Source organism: Paenibacillus sp. LS1 (assembly GCF_026013365.1).
In the GTDB taxonomy this organism is placed as follows: Bacteria; Bacillota; Bacilli; order Paenibacillales; family Paenibacillaceae; genus Paenibacillus.
In genome coordinates this window covers 390,084-416,575 of record NZ_JAPDOE010000003.1, presented here as the reverse complement: position 1 = coordinate 416,575, position 26,492 = coordinate 390,084, and the positions used below count along the sequence as shown (strand labels likewise).

Sequence of the window (26,492 nt, the reverse complement as noted above, 5' to 3'; positions counted from 1 at the left end):
AATTGTCTTTCTACTATATAGACTCCATTTATACGACTGTACTTAGCAGCAAAATAAAGATCAGTCCGACCACGGATAGTAGTGTTTCCATAACGGTCCACGTTTTCAATGTTTGGGCGACACTCATATTAAAGAATTCTTTGATCATCCAGAATCCTGCGTCGTTCACATGGGACAAGATGAGTGACCCCGCGCCTGTGGCGAGTACAACCAGCTCGATATTGGCACCTGGTGTGAGAGCAAGAACTGGAGCGACGATACCGGCAGCGGTTGTCATGGCTACGGTGGCTGAACCGGTAGCTACACGAATGAGCGCCGCTACAAGCCAGGCAAACAGGATCACGTTAATGTTGGCATGGGTAGCAACTTCAGCAATGGCGTTACCTACACCACTATTGATCAGTACCTGTTTGAAGGCGCCGCCTCCACCAATAATGAGAATGATGGTCGCCGTAGGCGCCAGACATTCACTGGTGAAGCGAGAAATATCGTGTTTGGTGAATCCACGTGCAAAGCCGAGTGAAAAGAGGGCAAATACGACAGAGATCAGCAGAGCAATGATCTCATGGCCGATAAATTCACTGAAAACGGTGAAGCCGCTCGTGGCATTTGGGTCAATGATGCTTGCTATGGAGCCAATCAGCATCAGAATGACCGGCAGCAATATGGTAAACAGGGTAATACCAAACCCGGGCATGTTGCTGTTTGTTTTGGTTGCGAATTGTTCAGCCAGTTCAGCTGGTGGTTCGGTGTGTATTCTTTTGCCAATAAATTTACCAAACAAAGGACCTGCAATAATTGCTGTAGGAATACCAACAATAAGAGAGTACAAAATGGTTTTACCCAGATCCGCGCTGAAGGCTTCAATTGCAATCATTGGCGCAGGATGTGGTGGAACCAAACCATGTACAGTCGACAGACCCGCCAAAATGGGGATACCAATCTGTAATAATGACATGTTGGTTTTGCGTGCAACGGTGAAAATGATGGGGATCATCAAAATAACGCCGACTTCGAAGAAAACAGGAATACCGACGATAAATCCAACGATCATCATGGCCCAATGCACACGTTTCACACCGAACCGATCGACCAGTGTAGTTGCAATGCGCTCGGCACCGCCGGATTCAGCCATCATCTTACCGAGCATCGTACCAAGAGCAATAACAATTGCAATGGTTCCGAGTGTGCCACCGAGTCCCCCGGTAATGGAAGAGATCACATCGGCAGGTTTCATGCCTGTAAGCAAACCGAGCATTAATGCGGATAACAAAAGGGTGATAAAGGGATTCCATTTATATTTGGAGATCAAAACGATCAGAAAAACGATCGCAATTAACGTCCAGACCAATAATGTTGCATTATGGGATAGTCCAAAAAGAGTGCTCATGATGTGATGTGCTCCTTTATTTCTGATATAGAACGCTTACAACTGGAATCATCGTTAACACGTAGATTCGTGCCAGTACTGCTGAAGGGCTATTCGCGAAAATGTAGCTTTATCATGCCCAAAATTGAAACAAAATCTCATTTTGTATACTTGTCGACAAGTTAAGATGCAATCATTCACAGCGGATATGATTGCAAAAGCTTTGCTCCTCTTAAGAATCAAAGCTTTCGTGCAAGGTTTTGCCGGAATCTTGGAAATACGTGCGGACTCCAGCCTGAATGAGCAATTTGTCACCGGATTCTAATGCTTCAACGAGCAAACGGTGTTTCTCAATTACAGCGCTTACTTTCTGCTCGCCCTGAACAAATACTCTGCGCGTCGTGAGTAGCATAACGGTCATCACAACATATCGAATACTCTTCCATAGATGTGAAATACGCGAATGATGGGCTGCTTCAATGATGGTTTCGTGGAAAACGAGATCCTGATAAGCGAATTCGACAGCATCTTGATGTCGTCCAGCGAGTTGCATTTTGTCGATTACGTTACGCAACTGGGTAATTAATGACTCTGGAACATCTCCGGCGAGTCGCTGCTGCACAAAACTTTCAATTAGGAAACGGACATCATACAATTCTTCGACATCCTTGATCCGTAGTCCCAGGACAACGACACCCATACGTTCAAGCCGAATTAGACCTTCATTAGACAATGTTCTTAATGCTTCACGGACAGGTGAACGACTGCTGTCAAAATCAGCCGCAATTCGATTTTCCGACAAAATCTCTCCAGGACGAAGGGTACCACTGATGATCCGCAGCCTTAATTCGCAGGCAATAGCTTCACCACGGGAAGCCCCTTGAAGCCAGGAAGAAGGAAATAGCATATGGCTAACGCTCCTATTAATAAGTAATCAGTTCATTACTGATCATAGCATAACTATTTTGCGGACTGGACATTTCAGCTCAATCCATAGTCTGTAGTATGCAAGATAACGGCTGATGTTTTTTTCAAAGGACTACTTGTATACAAGATGTGTTTTTTATCCTACACCTTTCTCAAAAGCTTGTAAACCTCAATTGAAGCGGATACAACTTGATCAGAATTCAACCATATTGGAAGCCTATAATCATTATCCACATGTGAATAACTTCAAACAGGAAGTATTGAAGGAGATAGCGGGTATTGGAGGGTGTGGATAACTATAAATGCGGTATTATCGTGATCTGATAAGGGTCTGGGGATAACTTTTGTGACTCTCTTTGGGGCTTGTCAATGGTAATCAAGTGAGCGGACTCTGGTCATCATTTTTGACGGAATGGAGAGCGTACATAAAAGAGGGAGAAGCCTTGAGGCTTGCAGTTGACTTTTCCAGGTGATCATGGTTAAATATATAAAGGTGTTTTCTGTGAAGATGAAAGTGATTCATCACATAAGTATTTCCTTGTGAGGAGGTGCAATACATTGAGACCTACATTCAAACCGAACGTTAGCAAACGTAAAAAAGTTCATGGTTTCCGGAAAAGAATGAGCACGAGCAACGGCCGTAAAATTTTGGCCGCACGTCGCCTTAAAGGCCGTAAAAACCTGAGTGCTTAATGCATTGAAGACCACCGAGGTGGTCTTTTTTTTCTTAATTTGGATCATTTCAGACTGGATGCTGGTACAGATCAGGTCTGAATGGTCTGCGGAAAAGTTCGGAAAACATATCTATGTATGTTGAGTGAGTTTTCTATTTTCGAAAACTTACCTTATATAAGGATGTATGTTGGTTTGGTTATTATATCCGTTCTGCGATCATCACGGGATGAATACTGTTCAGTTCAAGTGGCTGATCAACAATCATCCGGGATGAATGTATGCTCGGTTTTAATTACCGATCAACAATCATCCCAAATGAAGTTGTCGCCCAGACGGTTTACCGTTATTCAAGAAAGCCTATACTAAATCAGTAATGAGGCCTCCGTCAATAACAATGGTGGAGAACAGCAAGGAGAAGTGCCGTGTATAAAAGACTGCGTCTACGAAACCGGGCGGACTTTAGCCGCGTATACCGGTATGGAAAATCGTTTGCCAATCATCAATTCGTGGTGTATGGCTGCCGCCGTAAAGATACGGAACAATTCCGGGTCGGCGTATCATGCAGCAAGAAAATCGGAAACGCTGTCGTACGCAACCGGATGAGACGCATGATTAAGGAAATTGTTCGTCATCATGAACATGAGATTGTCACGCAGATGGATCTGATTTTCATCGTCAGAAAAGGTGCACTGGACATGCCCTATAAGGAGATGGAAAAAAGCCTGCTCCATGCGATGCGCAAGGGCTCTCTTCTGAAGTCGAGTAAGCGGTAAGCTTCGGTTTATTTGTCCTCCTAATTATGGTATGATTTACGGTGGAATGGAATGGTTAAGAGAGGGGTTATGAAGTGTCGCGATTGAAGACATCAAAGGGGAAGTGGATTCTCCTCATTGCAGTCATTGCAATGGTCACTGTACTCGCCGGATGTACTCCACAGGGAGCCGGGGTTACTACGGAAGATCTGAAGAATAGTGATTCTTTTTGGCAAGCTAATGTTATTTACTGGTTCTCACTGGCGCTCGATACATTCGCCAACTGGTTCAACGGTGAATATGGACTGGCCGTCCTCGTGATGGTGCTTATTGTACGGACATTGATTTTACCATTAACAATGAAACAAGTCCGTAGCTCCAAAGCTATGCAGGCGATTCAGCCGCAGTTGAAGGAGATTCAAGCCAAGTTTAAAGATACACCTGAGAAAGTTCAGCAAGAAACAATGAAGTTGTTTCAGGAGAACAAAGTTAATCCGATGGCGGGTTGTCTGCCACTTCTGATTCAGATGCCGATTTACATCGCACTTTATAACTCAATTTACGGAAACTCCAGTCTGAGAACACATGATTTCTTGTGGCTCCAGCTCGGGGAACCGGATCACCTGTTTATTTTGCCAGTGCTAGCTGCCATCACAACATTCATTCAAACATGGATGATGATGCGTATGAACCCTGCACAGCAAGTGGGTCCGATGCAGTTTATGCTATGGGTATACCCAATTTTGATCTTCGTAATGTCTTATCAGTTCCCGTCAGCACTTCCGCTGTACTGGTTCTACAGTAACATCTACACGATCGTGCAAAACTATTTCCTTTACCGGAATAATGATAAAATCGTGGCTGAGGTCAACGTGAAGCAGAATAGCTCTTCCAAAAACGGAGCTAAACGCAAAAACGGTGGCAAAGCGACCGTCTCTGGAAAAGGGTCGAAAGGGGCCAAAAAATCGAAATGACCAAAGTCATTACGTCAGGAAAAACCGTTGAAGATGCTGTAAACCAAGGATTGACCGAGCTTGGCGTAAGTCGGGACAAGGTCGAGATACAAGTGTTAGAGCAGCCGTCAAAAGGATTCCTGGGTTTGATCGGGGTGAAGGCGGCCAAAGTTGAAGTAAAACTATTGCCTGTACCCGAAGTTGTTCAACAGCCGATCAAGCCAGCCGCACACGTACCTGAAGTAGATTCATTACTTGAGGGTGTCGCAGCTAAAAATCCCTATGAAGAAGCGGCTGCTTTCTTGAAAGAGGTCGCAACAGGTATGGGACTGGATGTTGAAGTGCATATCAAAAAACAGCGTGACGGACATATCTTCAATATTGCCGGTGAAGACCTGGGCATGATTATTGGCAGACGTGGACAGACGCTGGATGCGCTTCAGTATCTAACGAACATTGTAGCGAACCGATACTCGGAAAGCTTCGTTCGAATTGTGCTCGACGCGGAGAATTTCCGTCAACGTCGGCGGAAGACGTTGGAGGATCTGGCTGAACGGTTGGCTGGACAAGCAATCCGTACCGGCAAGGAAGTTGTACTGGAGCCAATGCCTCCGCTCGAACGAAAAGTCATTCATGCAAAGCTGCAAAATCACCCGCAGATTAAGACGTTAAGTAAGGGCGAAGAGCCTAATCGGCGTGTGGTCATTACCACGAAATAACACGAAATTGAAGACGCAATGGCTTCCTGCCCGGTGCAGAAGCCATTGCTTTTTTCGTACAGAAGCAATTTGATAAGATGCGTAGTACAGGTAAATAGTGAACTTAATACGATAAGCAGTATGTCATATGATATATCATTAATAGATTTGAAAATGGATATGGCGCCCCCTGAGGGGCGGCAATTTTAAAATAGAGCAAGGAGAGATAACCATGATCAGTGATACGATCACAGCGATATCAACGGCTGTCGGAGAGGCGGGTATCGCCGTGATCCGGGTCAGCGGCCCGGAAGCAGTGTCGGAGACGGAAAAGATTTTTCGCAGCAAAACGCCTTTAACTCAAGCAGCATCTCATACGGTTCATTATGGTCATATCATAGATCCGGCGAGCGGCGAGAAGATCGAGGAAGTGCTAGTTACGGTAATGCGTGCACCTCGGTCATTCACAACAGAAGATGTCGTGGAGATCAGTGCGCATGGCGGTGTGGTGTCCGTAAAACGGGTCATGGACTTGCTGTTACAGCTCGATATTCGTCTGGCTGAACCCGGTGAGTTCACGAAGCGTGCTTTCCTCAATGGGCGGATTGATCTGTCTCAGGCGGAAGGTGTCATGGATCTTATTCGTTCCAAATCGGACCGGGCTTTCTCGGTTGCACTGAAACAAGTTGAAGGCAAACTATCCTCTAAACTGCGTGATTTACGATATACATTGGTGGAAACACTGGCTCACATTGAAGTAAATATCGATTACCCCGAGCATGATGTGGAGTCGTTAACGTCTGATTTTATTAAAGAAAAGTCCAGTCAGGTTATGACTGAGATCGATAAATTGCTGACTACAGCAGAGCAAGGAAAAATCCTGCGAGAAGGTATCACGACGGCTATTGTTGGACGACCTAACGTAGGTAAATCCTCATTGATGAATACACTTGCGCAAGACAATCGAGCTATCGTCACGGATATTCCAGGAACAACTCGTGATGTGATCGAGGAGTTCATTACCATTAATAATATTCCGCTGAAGTTACTGGATACGGCAGGAATTCGGGAAACGATGGACGTTGTAGAGAAGATCGGGGTAGAACGCTCTCGTTCTGCGGTAAGTGAAGCCGATCTGATCTTGATGGTCGTGAATGCTGCGGAGCCTCTTCATCCCGATGAGATTGAATTATTGGAACAAATCCGCGGTAGACAATCGATAATCATTATGAATAAAATGGACTTAACGCCACAGGTAGAACGTGACGTGCTGCTTCGTTACATTCCGGAAGAACGGCTTGTACCGATGTCGGTGAAAGATGATCTGGGTGTGGATCGACTGGAAGATGCCATCTCTACGCTATTCTTCAGTGGTAAACTGGAGTCCGCAGATCTGACCTATGTCAGTAATGTGCGTCATATTGCGTTGCTCAAAAAAGCGAAGCAGTCCTTAGTGGATGCCTATGAAGCGGCAGAGCAGTTCATTCCAATCGATATGATTCAGATTGATGTTCGTTTGGCGTGGGAGCATTTGGGCGAGATTGTTGGAGATACAGCACATGATGCATTAATTGATCAAATTTTCTCCCAGTTCTGTCTAGGAAAGTAAAAAAAATATACTGCGAATTGACTTGAATCGTAGTGTATGATGGAAAGGTACAATTTCTGCCTGTTGTCAAAGGATGGAATGATGTTGTAGCCATTACGTGTTGGTTTCATATAGATAGGAATGCAAGTTCCGATGAACGGTTAGCAGTATTTCGTTTTCATTATAAGGAGGTAAACAGGAATGGCTTTTGATGGCGGCAGTTATGATGTAATCGTCGTTGGTGCAGGACATGCTGGTGTGGAATCCGCGCTGGCCGCAGCCCGTATGGGGTCCAAAACGCTGATGATTACGATCAATCTGGATATGGTGGCCTTTATGCCTTGTAACCCATCCATTGGGGGACCGGCCAAAGGACATGTTGTACGTGAAATTGATGCACTTGGTGGAGAAATGGGACGGAATATCGATAAGACCTTTATTCAGATGCGGATGCTTAACACGGGTAAAGGGCCTGCTGTTCACGCACTTCGTGCCCAGGCGGATAAATTCTCCTACCAGCATAAGATGAAGGAAACGATGGAGAATGAACGTAATCTGACCATGCGTCAGGGTATGGTTGATCGACTGATCGTTGAAGACGGAAATTGTGTAGGAGTTGTGACTCAGACCGGAACAGAGTATCGGGCCAAAGCAGTCGTTCTGACGACAGGCACATACTTGCGCGGTAAAGTAATTATGGGTGAGTTGATGTATGAGAGTGGACCGAACAATCAACAACCATCTCTTAAATTGTCAGAGCATCTGCGTGAACTGGGCTTCGATCTGGTTCGTTTCAAAACAGGTACACCACCACGTGTACACAAGGATACGATTGATTTTAGCAAAACCGAAATTCAGCCTGGTGATGATGAGCCGAAGTTCTTTTCCTATGAAACAGAATCTTCTGATAATGAGCAGTTGCCTTGCTGGTTGACGTATACATCTGTGGAAACACATCAGATTATTAATGATAATCTGCATCGTGCACCGATGTTCTCCGGTGTAATTGAAGGGACTGGACCGCGTTATTGTCCATCCATTGAAGATAAAATTGTCCGGTTTAGCGACAAACCCAAACATCAGATTTTCCTGGAGCCGGAAGGCAAAAATACATCGGAGTATTATGTGCAGGGGCTATCTACGAGTCTGCCAGAAGACGTTCAGCTTGCGGTTCTGCGCTCGATTCCAGGTATGGAAAAAGTAGAAATGATGCGTAACGGCTATGCGATTGAATACGATGCGATGGTGCCAACACAATTGTGGCCATCCCTTGAAACCAAACGTCTGCCAGGTCTGTTCACAGCGGGTCAGATTAACGGTACTTCCGGTTATGAAGAAGCGGCTGGACAAGGTGTTATGGCCGGCATTAATGCAGCGCGCAAAGTACAAGACAAAGAACCGATTGTCCTTGATCGTTCCCAAGGTTATATTGGCGTGCTGATTGATGATCTGGTAACGAAGGGTACGAATGAGCCTTATCGTCTGTTGACTTCACGTGCCGAGTATCGTCTGTTGCTTCGCCATGATAATGCAGATATGCGTTTGACGGAAATCGGACATGATATTGGACTGATTCCTGAAGATCGTTATGCGAAATTCCTGGATAAAAAGGCGAAAGTCGAGCAGGAAGTCGCGCGTCTGAAAGTGGCTAAGGCTCGCCCGGTTGAAGTGAACGCGAAACTGGAAGAGTACGGATCTACACCTATTCAGGATGGAAGTACGTTGCTTACCTTGCTTCGTCGCCCAGAGCTGGGGTATGAACTGATTGAACAGATCTCACCATCTGAGGTAGAACTGACAGCAGATATGAAAGAACAAGTCGAAATACAAATAAAGTATGCGGGTTATATTGAGAAACAATTGATCCACGTGGAACGTTTGCAAAAGATGGAGAAAAAGAAAATTCCGGACACTATCGTATATGATGAGATTCATGGTCTTGCTATGGAAGCCAAGCAGAAGCTCGCTACGATTCGTCCAATCTCGATTGGTCAGGCTTCTCGTATTGCTGGAGTTACTCCTGCCGACATCTCCATTCTGCTGGTCTACCTGGAGCATTATAACCGTGTAACCGCAGCAAGGGGACAATAATGGACGATATTCAACAGCAACTGCAGCGGCGCTTAAAGAAACATGGATTAGAGCTGGGCGAACTCCAGTTGGAGCAATTCGAACTGTATTATCAGGAACTGGTATCCTGGAATGAAAAGATGAATCTGACCGGAATTACGGATCGTGAGCAAGTGTATACAAAACATTTCTATGATTCGGTATCGCTGGCTTTTTATACAGACATGAACAAAGTGAATAAGCTTGCTGATATAGGTTCGGGAGCAGGTTTTCCGGGATTACCCCTGAAAATCTGTTTTCCGCACATCAAGCTGACGATCATTGATTCACTGAATAAACGTATTGGGTTTCTGCAACATGTGGTAGATATCCTTGGCCTGACAGACGTGGAATTGGTCCATGGACGTGCTGAAGAGATTGGACGCAAAGAAGGGTATCGTGACAGTTACGATCTCGTTACGGCGCGTGCCGTAGCCAAGCTGGCTGTGCTGAATGAATTTTGCCTTCCGTTTGTTCGTAAAAGTGGAATTTTTGCTGCGATGAAGGGCGGAGACCCGCGTGAGGAAATGAAGGAAGCGGAGTTCAGCTTTAATCAGCTGAAAGGACGGGTAAAAGCCGTTCACCCTTTCCAGCTGCCAGTTGAAGAATCAGAGCGTCACATCATCTTGATCCAAAAATTTGATAAGACACCTTATAAGTATCCGCGCAAACCAGGCACTCCGATGAAGACTCCGCTGATATAGCTGTGTGATGGTTTTGAAGTGAGTCAAAACAAAATATAATTTTAGATATAGATAAAGAGGATGTTTCACGTGAAACATTCTCTTTTTTTGTTTTCTGGAAATGGAGTACTGGATTAACATCACAGATACTTCCTATTACATATCTCTTTAATTATGCGTAATGATCGATTCCGACGCGTAGTAACTCATAAACATTTTCAAGAATTATATGTGTACAAGTCGTCATATTCCCAATATTCACAAAGAAAAAGCAGGAAAATAAGCAGAGTTTAAAGAATAGGTAAGCATAGGATTATGATAGAAAAGATGATAGAATAGAAGTATCCGATCCTGGGTTACAGTGATCATAGAGTATATGTATAGATAGATGGATATGCGTTCAATGTTGCATGACAGGAAGCGTTATGAAAGGCAAAACTTATTCCAAGAACGATGCATGTGAAGGGTCGCTTATTGAATAAGAAGCACCTGCAAAGACTGTGGGAGCTATTACGAAACTAGGTGGTAATCTGCGGAATGAAAGAACAATTTTCGAAGTTGTTTGGTTTGGCGGAGCGCAATAACGGAGATGAGATCAAACAGATTCCGGTTAATGAAATTGTGAGCAGCCCATATCAACCCCGTACTATTTTTGATGATGATAAAATTGATGAGTTGTTGCAGACGATTAAAACACATGGCGTAATTCAGCCTATTGTCGTTCGCGTGCGAAATGGATCATATGAGATTATTGCCGGGGAACGTCGCTGGCGTGCAGTTCGAAAACTGGGTCTGGATACGATTCCAGCCATTGTGCGTGAATTCAACGATTCTCAGGCCGCATCCATTGCACTGATTGAGAACTTGCAACGTGAAGGATTGACTTCGATAGAAGAAGCCGTGGCCTATCAGAAACTGATTGACTTACATCAACTGACACAGGAAAGTCTTGCACAACGACTCGGCAAAAGCCAGTCAACCATCGCCAACAAAATTCGGTTGTTACAACTCCCGGAAGGCATTAAGGCCGCATTGATGGAACGTAAAATTTCTGAACGGCATGCAAGAGCTTTACTTTCTCTCGATACGGAAGAACTACAGATGAAGTTGCTCGGTGAGATTATTGAAAAAGAATTGAATGTGAAACAGACAGAGGCGCGTGTTGCTTTCTACAAGGAATCTTCCAAGATTAAAAAATCCAAACGTGTTTCCTTTACCAAGGACGTAAGACTTGCACTTAATACAATTCGCCAATCCATTGATATGGTAACTGGCTCTGGTCTGGACATCAAAACAAAAGAAGCCGACCATGAGGATCATTACGAGATCGTTATTCATATTCCCAAACGCAAATAATTGAAGCTTATGGCGGCAATGAGCCGCTTTTTATGTCTATAAAGCAAGTCTGGCTTGAAATTTTCAAAGAACGGTATATTGAGGAAACGGTAGTTGTTGTTTGTGTGGACGATAGCCGCCTGCTTTTTGTTAACAATATCTCACAACCTACAAGAAAAGACTCCTATTTTATTTGAGGTGAAGTAATTGTCTAAGATTATGGCCGTAGCAAATCAAAAGGGCGGTGTGGGGAAAACGACGACATCTGTTAACTTGGGTGCAGGACTGGCTTCACTCGGGAAAAGAGTATTGCTTGTCGATATTGACCCTCAGGGGAATACAACCAGCGGAGTAGGAATCAATAAAGCAGATGTGGCTAATTGCATATATGATGTCATTATTAATGAGGTTCCTCCTCAAGAAGCAATTGTGGAGACTCAGATTGAAGGCCTTCATATCATACCTGCAACGATTCAACTTGCCGGAGCCGAGATTGAATTGGTTTCCACGATATCACGGGAAGTTCGCCTGAAAAAATCACTCGCCATGGTGAAAAAAAACTATGATTACATACTGATCGATTGCCCACCTTCCCTTGGTATGTTGACGATCAATTCGTTAACCGCTTCCGATTCGGTGATCATTCCGATTCAGTGTGAGTACTATGCACTTGAAGGATTAAGCCAGTTGCTTAATACGGTTCGTCTGGTACAAAAACATCTGAATACATCCCTGCAGATTGAAGGGGTATTGCTGACGATGTTTGATGCACGGACCAATCTGGGGATACAGGTTATTGAAGAAGTGAAAAAGTATTTTCAACAAAAAGTATATCAAACGATTATTCCGCGCAACGTACGACTTAGCGAAGCACCATCTCATGGTCAATCGATTATCACGTATGACCCTCGGTCAAGAGGGGCGGAAGTTTATTTAGAGCTCGCAAAGGAAGTGATTTCTTATGAGTAAGCGGCTTGGAAAAGGTCTTGATGCCCTCATTCCTTCGCTTTCAATTAATGACGATGATAAAGTCGTAGAAATCCCGATTAGTCAACTGCGGGCTAACCCCTATCAACCACGTAAGGTGTTTGATGAGGGCGCAATACATGAACTGGCTGAGTCCATTCGTCAGCATGGTGTCATACAACCCATTATTGTTCGTCCTGTATTACGAGGTTATGAGATTATTGCCGGAGAACGTCGGTTCAGAGCATCGCAATATTGTGGTAATGCCACTTTACCCGCTGTAGTTCGCAACTTCAGTGATCAGCAGGTAATGGAGATTGCGTTGATTGAGAATCTGCAACGGGAGAATCTGAATGCCATGGAAGTTGCAGTTGCTTATCAGGGGTTGATGGACCAATTCGCGTTGACCCAAGAAGAGTTGTCTGTAAAAGTTGGCAAATCACGTTCTCACATTGCTAACTTCTTGCGTCTGTTATCATTACCCGAAGAAGTAAAAGATCATGTTTCACGTGGAACATTATCTATGGGACATGCACGTGCCATCGTGGGTGTTAAAGACGAGGTTATAGTGAAGCAACTTGCCAAACAAACCATTGATCAGCAATGGAGTGTACGTGAGTTGGAGGAAGCTGTTCAACAACTGGATCGTTCCAAAACAGGTGAGGCCAAAGCCAAATCGAAGTTGAAGAAGAAAGATCCATTCATTGATACGTTGGAAGAATCATTGCGTGAACGTTTCAAAACAACAGTGAAAATCAAGCACAATAAAGATAAAGGTAAAATTGAGCTCAACTACTACAGCCAACAGGATCTGGAACGGCTATTGGAATTGTTGCAATAATAGTCGGATTCATGATTCATTAACAACATGCGGGGCTTACTCATGTCATGACATATCGCCTCTGTACCATGGAGATACGATATGTCATTCTTTGTTTGTAGGGTTATATGTGCAATATGTGCAGGCGAATAATTAATTAATGGGACAGAGGTGGTTGTGAGGTGGAGGGAGTTATCTATCTGGATCATGCAGCAACATCTTGGCCCAAACCACCTGCTGTCGGTGATGCGATGCTGAGTGCACTGGAGATTGCAGGAGCCAATCCTGGCAGAGGCAGTCACCGGATGGCTGTTCAGGCAAGTCGTGTACTGTTCGAGGCCAGAAGATCTATATCCGATATTTTTGGTATCAAGAATGCCAATGATATTGCTTTCGGATCGAATACGACAGAAGCGCTGAATCTGGCTATTCAAGGCTCGCTCAGAGAGGGCGACCATGTGATTGCCACCATGGCGGAACATAATTCAGTCAGACGACCACTAGAGTATATGCGCAGACTCCGAAATGTTGAGATTGATTATGTACCTGTTAATGCTGCGGGAGCCATTGATCTGATGCAAATGGAACGTATGTTTCGTTCCAATACCAGATTGGTGGTATGTACACATAGTTCGAATCTGCTTGGCAGTATTCTTCCTATTGGAGAAATTTCGCTTCTGTGTCGTAAACATCGGGCGATCTTATTGGTAGATGCAGCTCAGAGTGCTGGGGTTATGCCTGTGAATGTACAACAATTGGGCATTGATATGTTGGCTTTTCCAGGGCATAAGGGACTGCTTGGTCCTCAGGGTACAGGGGGCTTGTACATTGCTCCTGAGCTCGATATAGAGCCTTTACTTCATGGAGGAACAGGAAGTCAGTCAGAAGCTCTCGAGCAGCCGAAAGTACGTCCTGATCGATATGAAGCGGGGACGCCGAATACAGTCGGGATCGCAGGGTTGAATGCGGGTGTGAAGCATGTACTTGAGATGACACCAGCGTTCATCTACCAACATGAGTGGGAACTGACTCAACATATAATGGATGGGTTGTCATCCGTTAAAGGCATTCGAATGCTTGGTCCAGAGATTGGACAGCCACGTACCGGATTAGTATCCTTTACTGTGGAAGGGTATGATTCGGCACAACTCGCATTCCGATTAGATCGGAATTATGGAATCGCGGTTCGCTCCGGTTTTCATTGCACACCGCTTGCACATGAATCTGCGGGTACAACCGCTACTGGAGCGGTAAGGGCCAGTGTGGGATACAATTCAGTTAGAGATGATGTGGATGCACTCGTTAAGGCAGTGTTGGAGTTGACAGGGGCAGACTAAGACTAGACTAGAATTGAATTGGTGAACTCTTTTGGCATAGAGCGCATGATTAATCTTATGCATATCGGGTTGATTTATAATGAATGATAATATTACAGACAGACGTTAATCTGATCAAAAATATAGAGGGGTAGTTGCACTTACATGGCTGAATTAAACGAGCTGATTCTGGAACAGCTGTTATGGATTATTGGCGGAATGGCATTACTTACGGTGATCTTGCTGATTGTGAGTATTGCTCAAGGGGCAAAGTTACGAAAGTTTAAACGTAAATATGAAGCCATGATGGCTGGCAGTGGAGTAGAGGACCTGGAATCTTTGCTGATTAATCTGAAAATTCAGATGGACAGCATTGAGGATGAACACAAACTGCAAACGAATCAGCTAAAAGTTGTCATGCAAAAGCTGACCCGTATTCAAGGTAAAGTTGGCGTAAAAAGATACAATGCTTATGGGGAGAATGGCAGTGATCTAAGCTTCTCGATGGCCATGATTAATGATAGCCAGGATGGCATGATTCTTACGGGGATATATAACCGCGACGGTTCTTATGTATATGCAAAACCTCTTAAAGGGGGAGAGTCCGCGTACACTCTGTCCCCAGAGGAAAAGGAAGCTATTACTCTGGCACAGCAAGCAGAGTAGAACGTGTATGCCATTCCCGGATGGCCGAGTATAGACTGCTGGATATAATCTCGGACATGCGCATAACGAGACTGAGCCGCGTGTTCTGTAGAACAAAGTATTCCATAAAGCCGCCGACGTTAACGATACCTGTCAGATGGATATCGCCGACCGGCGGTAATTCTTTATTTACCCCCGCACCTGGTTTGAGTGGACCATTCACGACTTGAATGCAACCTACACTGGATGACTGCCCAAGACAGGCGTCAATGCCAATCACATAAGGGTTGTGGTGTGTTTTCTGTATGTTGTGGAGCGTATCCTGAAGGTTCATCGCATGGACTGGTTCATCCAAGGTACCATACAGATGAAACAAAGGGCTGTCCCACTTGGAAAGGGATGATCCGACCAGAGGACCAAGACAGTCGCCTGTTGAGCGATCTGTGCCGATGCAGACGATTACTACATTTTGCAGAGAATGGGCCTTATAGAGATGGAACATTAAACGATGGGTAATGGCTGAGTGAATGCCTGGATCGGTATGGGGGATTTTCAAACTGGTCATATCTTGTGATGAAAAGGAACGCGAAGTAGGATTCATAGGATCTATCCTTTCCCTTGGAATAGTAGTAACAGTATATGGAAAGGTAGAGCGTTTTATACTTCAAGAGGACAAGCTTTTTCTCTGGGGTTGGACGTATGGCGAAAGGAGCCGAACATGGACGAATGGATTAACGATTGGATGCTGATTGCATTTGATTCAACCCAGCAGGCACTGCGTGCTGAAATGCTGCTGGAGTTTGCCGAGATAGAGATTGATTTATTCCCTACGCCAAAAGAAATTACAGCAGGCTGTGCGCTTTGTATCCAGTTTCCAAAAGAGGATCTGGAGCGAGTGCAAAAGATCATTCGTAACGAGTTTGTAGAGATCCGAGGCCTCTATTTCAAAACAGAAGATAGCTATGATAACATACCGTTGTAGAGGAGGGATGAAGGATGTTGCCATTTCAGTTTGTTCAAGGGGAAGATGGCGCTGCTGGTGCTGTGAATGAAGCCCTTCTTTGGACGGATAAAGTCTGGAACAAAATTGCAGATCCTGATATGTGGCTTAACATCATGTTCAGCTCAATCCGGATCATCATTATATTTATCATCACCCGTATTGTCATTAAGGTGGTCTATCGAATTATAGATCGTTCCATGGAACGCAAGCAGGAAGGCAAGATTCGCGTGAATCCGCGCAGATTCGTAACCGTAGGGGAACTGTTGAAAAATGCGACCTCCATAACATGTAATTTTATTATGATTCTGCTACTGTTATCTGAGATCAATATCCAAGTTGGGCCGCTACTGGCGAGTGCCGGTGTGCTCGGGCTTGCCATTGGTTTCGGTGCACAGGGTTTGGTCAAGGATGTTATTACGGGTTTCTTCATTATATTGGAGGATCAATTCGCTGTGGGGGATGTTATTCAGACGGGAACCTACAAGGGAACCGTTGAGGTGATCGGACTTAGAACAACCAAACTGGTTAGCTGGCAAGGTGAGGTGCACATTATTCCGAACGGGGCGATTGCAAGTGTAACGAACTACTCCATGTCGAATTCGCTAGCTGTAGTGGATATTCCGATGAAGGCGGATTTGAGTCTTGATGAGTCTGTTCACCTGGTGAAGAAGTCTTTGGTTGGGATTGAAGAGCGTGATCTGAATATTGTGAAGGTGCCAGATGTGCTTGGTATACAGTCAATGTCTACGTCAGAGTATGTGGTGCGAATTGTAGCTGAATGTATGCCTAACTCTCGTGCTTCTGTGGAACGTCAGATTCAGGGCGATGTGAAAAAAACGCTGGAGTATCATGAGATGAGTAATCAAGCAGCACTGGAACAGGCAGTAGCTCTGGAGAAAGATGAGGGGGATGGCACAGGTGGAGCGTAAAAGTTTTCAGCTTGGGGATATCGTGCAGATGAAGAAGCAGCATCCCTGTGGCAGTAATGAGATGGAGATCATTCGAATGGGTATGGATATTCGGATCAAGTGTGTCGGATGCAAACACAGCGTGTTGATTCCAAGAGCAAAATTTGAGAAAAACATGAAGAAGGTATTGCGCTCAGCGGAAGATTCCACTGAAACCTGACCTTGGAATGATTCGGAATGCGGTACTCAAAATAACGTTTACATGCAGGCTCCGTATGGGTGTTGCGTTCTGTAAATGATCATGCTATAATCAATATTGCTGCGGAAAGGTACCCAAGAGGCCCAAGGGGGCTGACTCGAAATCAGTTAGGCGTGTCACAGCGTGCGTGGGTTCGAATCCCACCCTTTCCGCCACTTCATTTACAATTTACTCAATACACATTGAGTTTAATAAAAAGATCGATGAAGAAGGCTTCCCATTAGGGAAGTCTTCTTTTGTTTAACCTTATATTGAATACGAAATGAACATGTATTTGATACTTATTAGCTGGATCATTAATACTTAAACGAAAAACAAAGAGCCCCGAAGGGCTCTTTATCCGGCGGTGCATTTGTTTGTTAGGAAACAATCGGTCGTAAAAATCAGAAACTTGGTATACTGCACGTAGCAATATGCGTGCTTCAGACGAAGGGCCTTACAACACATAACCACTTGCTTCTTAAATTACGTGATAAATCTCCAACAGCGAATGATCGGCTTCGTTGTCCAACGGAACCACACCTCTCTCGTGCACCGCCTGATTGTATTATGTGCTTTATTCCGTTTTATATACATGGATCATAAAAAAAGGTATTGCGACTAGTGGACGCGGGCTTTGGTCAGCTTCTTCCACTTGCGATTATGATTGCTTGTTTCGGGAAAAGCTTCACCTTTTTGCAGCGTTACCCGCTTCGGGTTCTGAATTTCCGAGACAAAGCTTTTTTCCCCGACTTCCGTGTACTCTCCATCGTTTGGTGCTTTGTCTCCTGGTTCAAACTCAGTTTTTTCACCCATGATAAAACCTCCTTTGCAGAATATGTTACATTGTTGCATCTGTAGTGTGCTCCATAGCCCGGTTGATCATGTGCCAATATGTACAGGGAACGTTTGCTTGCACTTTGACTCGGTATTTGTTATATTAATATAGTTCGAGTTTGTGCTCGTTCCTTGCTCTCAACCTAGATTGAGGGCCAGAGTCCATAAGGAGGTGAAAATTATGCGCAAATATGAAGTGATGTACATTATTCGTCCTGACATTGAGCAAGAAGTTGTTCAAGCTACAGTCGATAAATTCCAAGGCATCATCTCCAACGGCGGTGGTGAAGTTACAGCTCACGACGTTATGGGTAAACGCCGTCTTGCGTATGAGATCAAGAAATTCCGTGATGGTTTTTATGTTCTGGTACATTTCACTGCTGAACCAGCAGTTGTAACTGAACTTGAGCGTCTCATGAAGATTTCTGACGAAGTAATTCGTTATCTCATTACCAACGACGTTAAGTCTGCTTAAGACTACTCGTGATTAACGCACCAATACGCTCTGAAGGAGGGGATTACATTGTTGAACCGTGTCATTCTGATCGGCCGGTTAACCCGGGATCCTGAGTTGCGTTACACTCCAGCAGGAGTAGCAGTTACGCAATTTACTTTGGCAGTGGACAGACCGTTTACAAGCCAAGGGGGAGAAAAGGAAGCCGATTTCATTCCGGTCGTAACCTGGAGACAGCTTGCCGAGACCTGTGCGAACTACTTGCGCAAAGGACGCCTGGCTGCAGTCGAAGGACGCATTCAAGTACGGAACTACGAGAATAACGAAGGAAAACGTGTATACGTGACCGAAGTCATTGCCGATAATGTCCGTTTCTTGGAGTCAGCTAACCGTGATAATAGCGGTGGTGGCGGTGGGCAACCAATGCGTGAAGAGCCTTCTTATGGAGGCGGCGGACGCGCGAACAATAACAATAATTCGCGTAGCAACAATCAGGATCCTTTTTCCGATGACGGAAAACCGATTGATATATCGGATGATGATTTGCCATTTTAACATGAGCTGATACTCTCTTAGGAGATATGGGTTACATGATAGGAAAGGACTGAAAAGCATGGGCTTCAAGCAAAGAGAAGGCGGAGACAACGATAAAAGACCGGCACGTCGTGGCGGCCGTAATAAACGTCGTAAAGTGTGCTTCTTCACAGCTAACAAAATTACTCACATCGATTATAAAGATACGGACTTGCTTCGTAAATTTATCAGCGAACGTGGAAAAATTTTGCCACGCCGTGTAACAGGTACTAGCGCTAAATATCAACGCATGCTGACGATTGCAATCAAACGCTCCCGTCAAATCGCATTATTGCCATACACAACTGAGTAGTTTTTACTCAGCTTGCATACGAAGCAGTCGGCTTATAGCCGGCTGCTTTTTTGTATGTATAAATTGAAATAACAGATCCACTCTAACAAATGGAAGAATCCAATACTGTGGTGATAGAAGCATTCATGGCTCAAATGAATTATAATAGAGTCTAGTCTATCTACTGAAAAGGGTTCAAGCAGCAGGAAGAGCTGTTTATTTCAGAATAAACACCAGGAGTGGATATGAATACATCAAAGCGTAAAGGCAAACAGAGAAAAAGGAAAAGTCTGAGAACCTGGATTGTAGCTACTCTTTTACTTTCCATTATATATGTTTGGTTACAGCAAAAAGGTGATATAGATAACATGTGGCCAGGAACAACAATTCAAGAAGCTATACCGATCACCGGTCTTCATCCTGTAGTAGCAGAGAACGAAGAGTTATTGGTGCGAAAGGCAGCCAGACGCGGAATAGTGATTGTTATAACCCACGGCTATCGAAGTTCCGAAGAGCAAGATGCACTATTTAACCAAGGACGATCAAGTTCGGGCAATATCGTTACTAATGCGCGTGGCGGTGAGTCATATCACAACTATGGATTAGCTATTGATTTTGCACTAAGGACGCCTGAGGGTGATGTGGTGTGGGATATGGAACGGGATGATAACGGTAATGGCAAGGCAGACTGGATGGAAGTCGTGGACCTTGCAAAAGAGCTGGGTTTCACTTGGGGTGGTGATTGGGCTAACTTTCCGGACTATCCTCACTTGCAGATGGATTTTGGTTTGAGTATTAATGAGTTAAAACGAGGTAAAAGACCTCCAGATTCTCAATAAAAAAGGTATTTAATATACACTTATATGAATAAATATTAAAAAAGCTCTGCATTTTGCAGGGCTTTTTTCTTTCTTTTGTAAAATAAATGATAAAAGATGACAATTTGGTCTTTACATCAGCAAATAAATAAAACTATACTATAATAACTAGATTTTTTACTTCGCGAGTTTACATTATTTCAAATGCAAGGTTAACGGCTCCGATTAAATAGATTTCAGCTATCGTTCAAAAATAGTTAATACTCACACATATAACATTTACCTCACACAAAATTAAGAATATCTACTTATCTCAACATACACATATACATCTCATGTAATTATTATGTAATATATATAATGAGATGATCATTTTATTATTCCCACCTCATAGTTAAAAGCATGTTACGGCCTCTCAAATCCCTTGCTATATACCTTTATAGTATTACTAATATCCAAATCTGTGGTATAAAAAACATTTATACCAAAAATCTCAAAATAAGCATTGACGTTAGCTAAAATTACACGTATGATTACATTAATTATTTTGTAATATAATTCCGCTAGGATTTATCAACATTAATTGACCAATGGTCTAAATAAAAGTCTCTTAAACTTGTTTCTCCTAAAGATTTGGTATTTTGTATAAGCTATTGTTCGTTATCTTCAAGAACTTGGAAATATACAGTGGATGCATTCCTCTACACACGAATACAATCTACGGAAATTATGGGGTTAGGGTGATTGATTTGAATACAGAGCTATTGGAAGTCAGAAATCTAACAACATCATTCAGAATTGAAGATGACTATTACGCAGCAGTGGATCACGTTAACCTTACGGTGAAGAAAAATGAAGTGTTGGCGATTGTAGGTGAATCCGGGTCGGGTAAAAGTGCTTTTGCATTCTCTCTTATGGGTCTGCATAACAAAGCAAAAATCGAAGGCCAGATTCTCTATAAAGGACAAGATATTGCCAACATCTCCCCGAGCAAGTTAAACAAGCTACGCGGCAAAGAAATGGGCATGATTTTTCAGGACCCATTGTCCGCACTAAATCCTCTAATGATTATTGGTGAACAGATTGAAGAGATTCTCACACTTCATCAGTCCAAGCTATCTTCCAGAGAGAAGAGAGAAAAGGTCATTCACTTATTGAATCAGGTAGGGATTCCACGTCCCGAACAAATATATAAGCAGTATCCCCACGAACTATCTGGTGGTATGAGACAGAGAATTGTCATCGCCATCGCGATTGCCAACAAACCAGAACTACTCATAGCCGATGAACCGACGACGGCGCTTGACGTTACAATTCAACTACAGATTCTGGAGCTGATCCGTGATCTGAAGAATGAAATTAACGCAGGCATTATTCTGATTACACATGATCTGGGTGTCGTAGCCGAGATGGCTGATCGTGTTGCAGTTATGTATGCAGGAGAAATTGTTGAAATCGCAGATATCTTCACACTGATGAATGATGCGAAGCATCCGTATACACGTTCACTGTTGAACTCGATTCCCACTCTGTCTGAAGAAGGATCGAAATTGCATGTCATCCAAGGCATCGTGCCTTCACTCAAAAATCTTCCTCGCAAAGGGTGCCGATTCAAAGCCCGAATTCCATGGATTAGTGATTCGGCTCATGAAGAGAACCCACAGATGCATGAAATTGCACCAGGTCACTATGTACGGTGTACCTGTTACCAGCACTTTCATTTCCCTGATCAAGCTGAGGAGGAATAACATAATGGCATTACTCGAAGTAGAAGGACTCAAGATACACTTTCCGATTCGCGGTGGATTGCTCAAACGGGAAATTGGCAGTGTAAAGGCTGTTGATGATGTTAGCTTCTCCATTGAACAAGGACAGACCTACGGTTTGGTTGGCGAGTCCGGTTCAGGCAAGACAACAACAGGCAGAGCCATTATTGGGCTAAATCATGTTACTGACGGAAAGATTCTATTTAACGGGAAAAACTTGGCTACGGAGCGGCGTAAAGACAGGCAGCTTCAGCGTGATGTACAAATGATCTTTCAAGATCCATATTCATCATTGAATCCCAAGAAGCGGGTTATCGATATTATCGCTGAGCCGTTTCGTAACTATGAGCGTCTGACAGCTACTGAGGAGAAAAGACAAGTAAGAGAATTACTTGAAAAGGTTGGTCTGAGTCCTGAATCAATCTACAAATATCCGCATGAATTCTCAGGGGGACAACGTCAGCGGATCGGCATTGCACGGGCTATTGCATTGAAGCCTAAGCTGATCATCGCTGATGAACCTGTATCTGCACTGGATGTATCGGTACAGGCCCAGGTACTCAACTTCATGCAGGAAATTCAAAAAGAGTTGAATCTGACTTACCTGTTCATCAGTCACGATCTGGGTATCATCCGTCATATGTGTGATGAAATTGGAATTATGTATAAAGGTCGATATGTAGAACAGGGCACAACGGATGATATTTTCGAGAATCCGCAGCACATCTATACCAAACGTCTTATTGCAGCCATTCCGGATATGGACCCAACCAAACGAGAGGAAATGGTAGCCTTCCGTCAGCAGGTCAAATCCGAGTATGAACATTCATACCGAAATTTCTTTGATGAGGAAGGGCTTGCATACTCGCTCCAATCCATTTCCGATACTCACCGAGTAGCTCTACCTCAGAAAGGTTGAAGGCCATATGTGGAAAACGATAGTACGTAGAATTATCATAATGATCCCTCAGATCTTTTTACTAAGTCTTTTGGTCTTTCTGATGGCCAAGGCCATGCCGGGCGACGCGCTAACCGGATTGCTTGATCCAAGCGTTGATCCCAAAGCACTGGAAGCCCAGCGTGAGAGACTGGGATTGAATAATCCCTGGTACGTGCAATATTGGGACTGGATTAAAAACGCCATACAAGGTGACTTTGGACAATCCTTCCGTTTCAAAATGCCGGTTACTGACCTGATTGGTCAGCGTGTAGCAAACACATTTTGGCTCGCATTGGCGACACTTGTGCTGACTTACCTGATCGCCATCCCACTGGGTATCATCAGTGGTCGTTACAACGATACCTGGTCTGACCGGTTGATTACGGGTTACACCTATTTGGGCTTTGCTGCGCCATTGTTTATCTTCGCACTGGTGATGGTATGGATATTCGGATTCCACTTCGGCTGGTTCCCGACAGGAGGAAGTGTTGCGCCTGGACTTACACCAGGTACATTTAGCTACGTAATGAGTAAGTTCTACCATCTGTTATTACCGGCATTATCCATGGCACTGATTACAACGGTATCTACCGTTCAATATCTGCGTAGTGAAATCATTGATATCAAGCATAAGGAATTCGTTATTACTGCGAGAGCCAAAGGCGCCTCGGAATCCCGGATCTACAATAGACATATCTTGAGGAACTCGCTATTACCTATCGCTGCATTCTTCGGATATGAGATCACAGGACTTATCGGAGGTACGGTATTTATCGAAAGCATATTCAGTTATCCAGGTATGGGTCAGTTGTTCCTGAGTTCCATCTCATTGCGTGACTTCAGCGTTGTGACTGCACTCGTATTGTTATATGGCGTAGCTTCGATTCTCGGGGCATTGCTATCTGACATAATTCTAGGAATTGTAGATCCACGTATACGGATCAAGTAAGAACTTGAAGATTTCGGGGTGAAAACAAGATGAGCAAGGCCAACGAGGTAGTTGTAACTTCACAAAAGGTTGATAAAAGCCCCTCCAGCTTAAGTATTTTATGGAGGGAGCTTGTCAGAGATAAGGTGGCACTAATCTCGCTCATTTTCTTGGGCTTGGTCATGTTGCTGGTATATGGCACGTCTCTCATTCTGAATCAGGATGATATCGTACGAGTGGATCTGTTTGCCTTATATGAACCACCATCCGCACAATATTGGCTAGGAACGGACTATGGAGGTCGCGATGTATTCGGCCAACTGGTCATCGGTACACGTAACTCGCTGAGCATTGGAATTATCGTAACGTTAATGACTGGCTTCATAGGTATCTTAATTGGCCTTTTATCCGGTTATTTCGGTGGAATGATAGACAACCTGTTTATGCGTGTTGTTGATTTCTTCATGATCCTTCCGATGTTGATGATTGTTATCGCGTTTGTTACAGCAGTACCGAAATACAATATCATCTCGTTTTCTCTAATCATGACGGCGTTTCTCTGGATGGGTATTGCCAGACTGATTCGCTCCAAAGCATTGCAGGAAAGGGAACTGGATTATGTAAAAGCTTCAAAAACATTGGGCTCTTCTCATCTGAAGATTATGCTCTCACAGGTTCTTCCGAATCTGAGCTCCATTATCATCGTAACGATGACATTGAATCTCGCCGCCAACATTGGCCTCGAATCAGGGTTATCTTTCCTGGGATTTGGTTTTCCCGAAAGCACACCTAGTCTTGGAACACTCGTAAGTTATGCACGTAATCCGCAAACCCTGGAATCCAGATGGTGGATATGGCTACCCGCATCGGTGCTGATCCTGGTATTGATGTTGAGTATAAATAATGTCGGTCAAGCCCTAAAGCGTGCGACTGATGCAAGACAAAGAAGAGGTTAAAAAAAGGGAGGAAAGGTTCATGAAAAAGGGATTATTTTCACGGGGACTATTTTTCACGATGATGCTGGTCTTTGTATTGGTGCTCGCAGCTTGCTCTGAGAAAGAAGCAGCTACTCCAGCTCCAGCTACCAACACAGAAGAGGGAAAAACAGAGGAAAAACCTGCTAATGAAGAGGGCGTTTACTCCATTGAAGACTTCAACAATGTTAAAACGAATGAAGGTACTGCGATCGAAGGTGGATCGATTACATTCGGACTTGTATCGGATACTGCTTTTGAAGGTACACTGAACTACAACTTCTATTCCGGTAACCCGGATGTTCAGGTATTACAATGGTTCGATGAGCCATTACTTACATGGGACAAAGACTATGTGTACACCAATGATGGTGCAGCAACATATGAGACATCTGAAGATGGCAAAACGTTCACACTGACCATTCGTGACAACGTAAACTGGCATGATGGCAACCCGGTAACGGCTGAAGATCTGCAATTTGCTTATGAAGTTATTGGTAACAAAGCGTATGATGGTCCACGTTATGACTCCAACTTTACTAGCATAGTAGGTATGGAAGAATTCCATGCTGGAACAGCAAAAACAATCTCTGGTATTAAAGTGCTGAGCGACAAACAAATCAGCATTACGTATAAAGAATCCACTCCGTCTCTGCTGACAGGTGGCGTATGGACGTATCCATTGGCTAAACATATCTTCGGAGATATGGATGTAGCGAAAATGTCTTCTTCCAAAGAAGTACGTGAAAAACCAATTGGTTTTGGTCCATTTAAAGTGGATGTCATCACTCCGGGTGAGTCTGTAACTTATGTTAAGAACGAAGACTACTGGCGTGGGGCTCCAAAACTGGACAAAGTGACTCTGAAAGTTATCAACCCGACAACGGTTGTTCAAGAACTGAAATCTGGCGGGGTAGACCTTGTAGATGCATTCCCGACAGATCAATACAAAGACAATGCTAACTTGTCCAACGTAGAATTCCTGGGCGCAATCGATCGTGCTTATACGTACATCGGTTTCAAACTGGGTACGTGGGATGAAGAGAACGGAAAAGTTGAAAGCAATGCTGAAGCAAAAATGGGTGACAAAAACCTTCGTAAAGCAATGTGGATGGCTGTAGATAATGACCAAGTAGGCAAACGTTTCTACAACGGTTTGCGTTGGAATGCAACAACTCTGATTCCGCCGTCTCACCCAGAGTTCCATGATTCCAGCAATCCGGGTGTAACGTATGATCCAGAAGCAGCAAAAGCATTGCTTGAAGAAGCTGGTTACAAACTGGATGGTGAATTCCGTACCAATCCGGATGGAACACCACTCGAAATCAACTTTGTATCTATGACTGGTGGCGACACTGCTGAACCATTGGCACGTTACTACGTTCAATCATGGGCAGCTATTGGTCTGAAAGTAAATCTGGAAATGGTTGAGTTCAACAGCTTCTATGATCGTGTAGGTAACTCAGGTAAAGATGATCCGAACATTGATGTGTATCAAGCAGCATGGGGCGTTGGTATTGACGTAGATCCATCTGGCTTGTATGGCCGTGATGCATTGTATAACTTCTCCAGATTCTCTAGCGAAGAGAATGACAAGTTATTGGCACAAGGTATCTCTGCTGAAGCATTTGATGTAGACAAGCGTAAAGAGATCTACAATCAATGGCAACAATACATGGTAGATGAAGTTCCTGTATTCCCTACACTGTATCGTGCAGTTGTAGCACCGGTTAACAAACGTGTATTGAACTATGCAATCGGTGATGGAACAGGCATTTACCTGAGTGACCTGCAAGTTAATGCAGACAAAGCAGTTGTAGCTGAGTAATTCAATCTTAATTTAGCGACAGTAAGGATTGGGGTCCTTTAAGATGTCGGTTGCTAGATTAAAGTAAAGAATTCTCTTGGGAGAATGATCAAAAGTG

The 26,492-nt window shown here is 44.0% G+C and carries 28 protein-coding genes and 1 tRNA gene; 25 read left to right on the top strand and 4 right to left on the bottom strand.

Translation table 11 applies throughout. From position 1 onward, the window contains the following. Positions 1-28 precede the first annotated feature (28 nt). A complete protein-coding gene (locus OM416_RS17170; protein ID WP_076332220.1) occupies positions 29-1,390 on the bottom strand; it encodes a gluconate:H+ symporter in 1,362 nt (453 codons plus the stop codon). Positions 1,391-1,601: 211 nt separating this feature from the next. Next, entirely contained in the window at positions 1,602-2,276 is a 675-nt protein-coding gene (locus tag OM416_RS17165) for a GntR family transcriptional regulator (protein ID WP_264931459.1), read from the bottom strand. A 578-nt stretch (positions 2,277-2,854) separates the two neighbouring features. On the opposite strand from OM416_RS17165, the gene rpmH reads away from it, so the two are divergent. The 12 genes from rpmH to OM416_RS17105 all read left to right on the top strand — a co-directional run bounded on the left by rpmH (position 2,855) and on the right by OM416_RS17105 (position 14,857). Beyond that, positions 2,855-2,989, top strand: coding sequence for a 50S ribosomal protein L34 (gene rpmH, locus OM416_RS17160; protein ID WP_017691413.1), 135 nt, complete (start codon positions 2,855-2,857; stop codon positions 2,987-2,989). 404 nt (positions 2,990-3,393) lie between these two features. Next, complete coding sequence (gene rnpA / locus OM416_RS17155; protein ID WP_036611981.1) at positions 3,394-3,744, top strand: ribonuclease P protein component; 351 nt, start codon at positions 3,394-3,396, stop codon at positions 3,742-3,744. A 74-nt stretch (positions 3,745-3,818) separates the two neighbouring features. Beyond that, positions 3,819-4,697 (top strand): YidC/Oxa1 family membrane protein insertase, encoded by an 879-nt coding sequence (locus OM416_RS17150; RefSeq protein ID WP_264931437.1) that lies wholly within the window; start codon positions 3,819-3,821, stop codon positions 4,695-4,697. After that, positions 4,694-5,395 (top strand): RNA-binding cell elongation regulator Jag/EloR, encoded by a 702-nt coding sequence (gene jag / locus OM416_RS17145; protein WP_264931435.1) that lies wholly within the window; start codon positions 4,694-4,696, stop codon positions 5,393-5,395. The genes OM416_RS17150 and jag overlap by 4 nt, the downstream gene beginning before the upstream one ends. Positions 5,396-5,606: 211 nt before the next feature. After that, positions 5,607-6,983, top strand: a complete 1,377-nt coding sequence (gene mnmE, locus OM416_RS17140; RefSeq protein ID WP_062836521.1) for a tRNA uridine-5-carboxymethylaminomethyl(34) synthesis GTPase MnmE — start codon at positions 5,607-5,609, stop codon at positions 6,981-6,983. A gap of 180 nt (positions 6,984-7,163) precedes the next feature. Then, a complete protein-coding gene (gene mnmG, locus OM416_RS17135) occupies positions 7,164-9,053 on the top strand; it encodes a tRNA uridine-5-carboxymethylaminomethyl(34) synthesis enzyme MnmG (RefSeq protein WP_264931431.1) in 1,890 nt (629 codons plus the stop codon). Beyond that, entirely contained in the window at positions 9,053-9,775 is a 723-nt protein-coding gene (gene rsmG, locus OM416_RS17130) for a 16S rRNA (guanine(527)-N(7))-methyltransferase RsmG (RefSeq protein WP_264931428.1), read from the top strand. Before mnmG ends, rsmG begins: the two co-directional genes overlap by 1 nt. A gap of 516 nt (positions 9,776-10,291) precedes the next feature. Continuing rightward, entirely contained in the window at positions 10,292-11,110 is an 819-nt protein-coding gene (gene noc, locus OM416_RS17125; protein WP_062836524.1) for a nucleoid occlusion protein, read from the top strand. A 186-nt stretch (positions 11,111-11,296) separates the two neighbouring features. Next, entirely contained in the window at positions 11,297-12,058 is a 762-nt protein-coding gene (locus tag OM416_RS17120; RefSeq protein ID WP_024629525.1) for a ParA family protein, read from the top strand. Beyond that, positions 12,051-12,896, top strand: a complete 846-nt coding sequence (locus OM416_RS17115) for a ParB/RepB/Spo0J family partition protein (protein ID WP_264931419.1) — start codon at positions 12,051-12,053, stop codon at positions 12,894-12,896. Before OM416_RS17120 ends, OM416_RS17115 begins: the two co-directional genes overlap by 8 nt. 161 nt (positions 12,897-13,057) lie before the next feature. Then, positions 13,058-14,212 (top strand): aminotransferase class V-fold PLP-dependent enzyme, encoded by a 1,155-nt coding sequence (locus OM416_RS17110; RefSeq protein ID WP_264931416.1) that lies wholly within the window; start codon positions 13,058-13,060, stop codon positions 14,210-14,212. Positions 14,213-14,356: 144 nt separating this feature from the next. Next, entirely contained in the window at positions 14,357-14,857 is a 501-nt protein-coding gene (locus OM416_RS17105) for a DUF4446 family protein (RefSeq protein ID WP_264931414.1), read from the top strand. Here the strand turns inward: OM416_RS17105 and yyaC are convergent. Continuing rightward, complete coding sequence (yyaC, locus tag OM416_RS17100; protein ID WP_264931412.1) at positions 14,832-15,437, bottom strand: spore protease YyaC; 606 nt, start codon at positions 15,435-15,437, stop codon at positions 14,832-14,834. The genes OM416_RS17105 and yyaC overlap by 26 nt on opposite strands. Before the next feature lie 117 nt (positions 15,438-15,554). Here yyaC and OM416_RS17095 point away from each other — a divergent pair, with 117 nt between their 5' ends. The 4 genes from OM416_RS17095 (at position 15,555) to OM416_RS17080 (ending at position 17,161) form a co-directional block, all read left to right on the top strand. Further along, complete coding sequence (locus OM416_RS17095) at positions 15,555-15,818, top strand: DUF3343 domain-containing protein (protein WP_264931410.1); 264 nt, start codon at positions 15,555-15,557, stop codon at positions 15,816-15,818. A 14-nt stretch (positions 15,819-15,832) separates the two neighbouring features. Further along, positions 15,833-16,768: a mechanosensitive ion channel family protein gene (locus tag OM416_RS17090; RefSeq protein ID WP_264931408.1), complete on the top strand. Its 936-nt coding sequence runs from the start codon at positions 15,833-15,835 to the stop codon at positions 16,766-16,768. Then, on the top strand, positions 16,758-16,967 hold the full coding sequence (locus OM416_RS17085; RefSeq protein WP_264931406.1) for a DUF951 domain-containing protein: 210 nt from the start codon (positions 16,758-16,760) through the stop codon (positions 16,965-16,967). Before OM416_RS17090 ends, OM416_RS17085 begins: the two co-directional genes overlap by 11 nt. 103 nt (positions 16,968-17,070) lie before the next feature. After that, positions 17,071-17,161, top strand: a tRNA-Ser gene (locus OM416_RS17080). Between the two features lie 445 nt (positions 17,162-17,606). On the opposite strand, the gene OM416_RS17075 is transcribed toward OM416_RS17080, so the two are convergent. Next, entirely contained in the window at positions 17,607-17,801 is a 195-nt protein-coding gene (locus OM416_RS17075) for a YjzC family protein (RefSeq protein ID WP_105406420.1), read from the bottom strand. 202 nt (positions 17,802-18,003) lie between these two features. Between OM416_RS17075 and rpsF the strand changes: the two genes are divergently transcribed. From rpsF to OM416_RS17030, 9 genes are all read left to right on the top strand, one after another. After that, positions 18,004-18,297 (top strand): 30S ribosomal protein S6, encoded by a 294-nt coding sequence (gene rpsF, locus OM416_RS17070; RefSeq protein WP_036611944.1) that lies wholly within the window; start codon positions 18,004-18,006, stop codon positions 18,295-18,297. Between the two features lie 48 nt (positions 18,298-18,345). Beyond that, a complete protein-coding gene (gene ssb / locus OM416_RS17065; RefSeq protein WP_017691432.1) occupies positions 18,346-18,831 on the top strand; it encodes a single-stranded DNA-binding protein in 486 nt (161 codons plus the stop codon). A gap of 58 nt (positions 18,832-18,889) precedes the next feature. Beyond that, positions 18,890-19,162: a 30S ribosomal protein S18 gene (gene rpsR, locus OM416_RS17060; RefSeq protein WP_017691433.1), complete on the top strand. Its 273-nt coding sequence runs from the start codon at positions 18,890-18,892 to the stop codon at positions 19,160-19,162. Positions 19,163-19,386: 224 nt separating this feature from the next. Beyond that, positions 19,387-19,980 (top strand): M15 family metallopeptidase, encoded by a 594-nt coding sequence (locus tag OM416_RS17055; RefSeq protein ID WP_264931400.1) that lies wholly within the window; start codon positions 19,387-19,389, stop codon positions 19,978-19,980. A gap of 728 nt (positions 19,981-20,708) precedes the next feature. Beyond that, complete coding sequence (locus tag OM416_RS17050) at positions 20,709-21,707, top strand: ABC transporter ATP-binding protein (RefSeq protein WP_264931399.1); 999 nt, start codon at positions 20,709-20,711, stop codon at positions 21,705-21,707. Between the two features lie 4 nt (positions 21,708-21,711). After that, entirely contained in the window at positions 21,712-22,644 is a 933-nt protein-coding gene (locus tag OM416_RS17045; RefSeq protein WP_062836531.1) for an ABC transporter ATP-binding protein, read from the top strand. A gap of 7 nt (positions 22,645-22,651) precedes the next feature. Continuing rightward, a complete protein-coding gene (gene opp4B / locus OM416_RS17040) occupies positions 22,652-23,614 on the top strand; it encodes an oligopeptide ABC transporter permease (protein ID WP_036611942.1) in 963 nt (320 codons plus the stop codon). Between the two features lie 29 nt (positions 23,615-23,643). Beyond that, positions 23,644-24,549 carry an ABC transporter permease gene (locus tag OM416_RS17035; protein WP_264931397.1) on the top strand — a complete coding sequence of 302 codons (906 nt, stop codon included), beginning with the start codon at positions 23,644-23,646 and terminating at the stop codon, positions 24,547-24,549. A 19-nt stretch (positions 24,550-24,568) separates the two neighbouring features. Then, a complete protein-coding gene (locus OM416_RS17030; protein ID WP_264931395.1) occupies positions 24,569-26,395 on the top strand; it encodes an oligopeptide ABC transporter substrate-binding protein in 1,827 nt (608 codons plus the stop codon). Positions 26,396-26,492 lie beyond the last annotated feature (97 nt).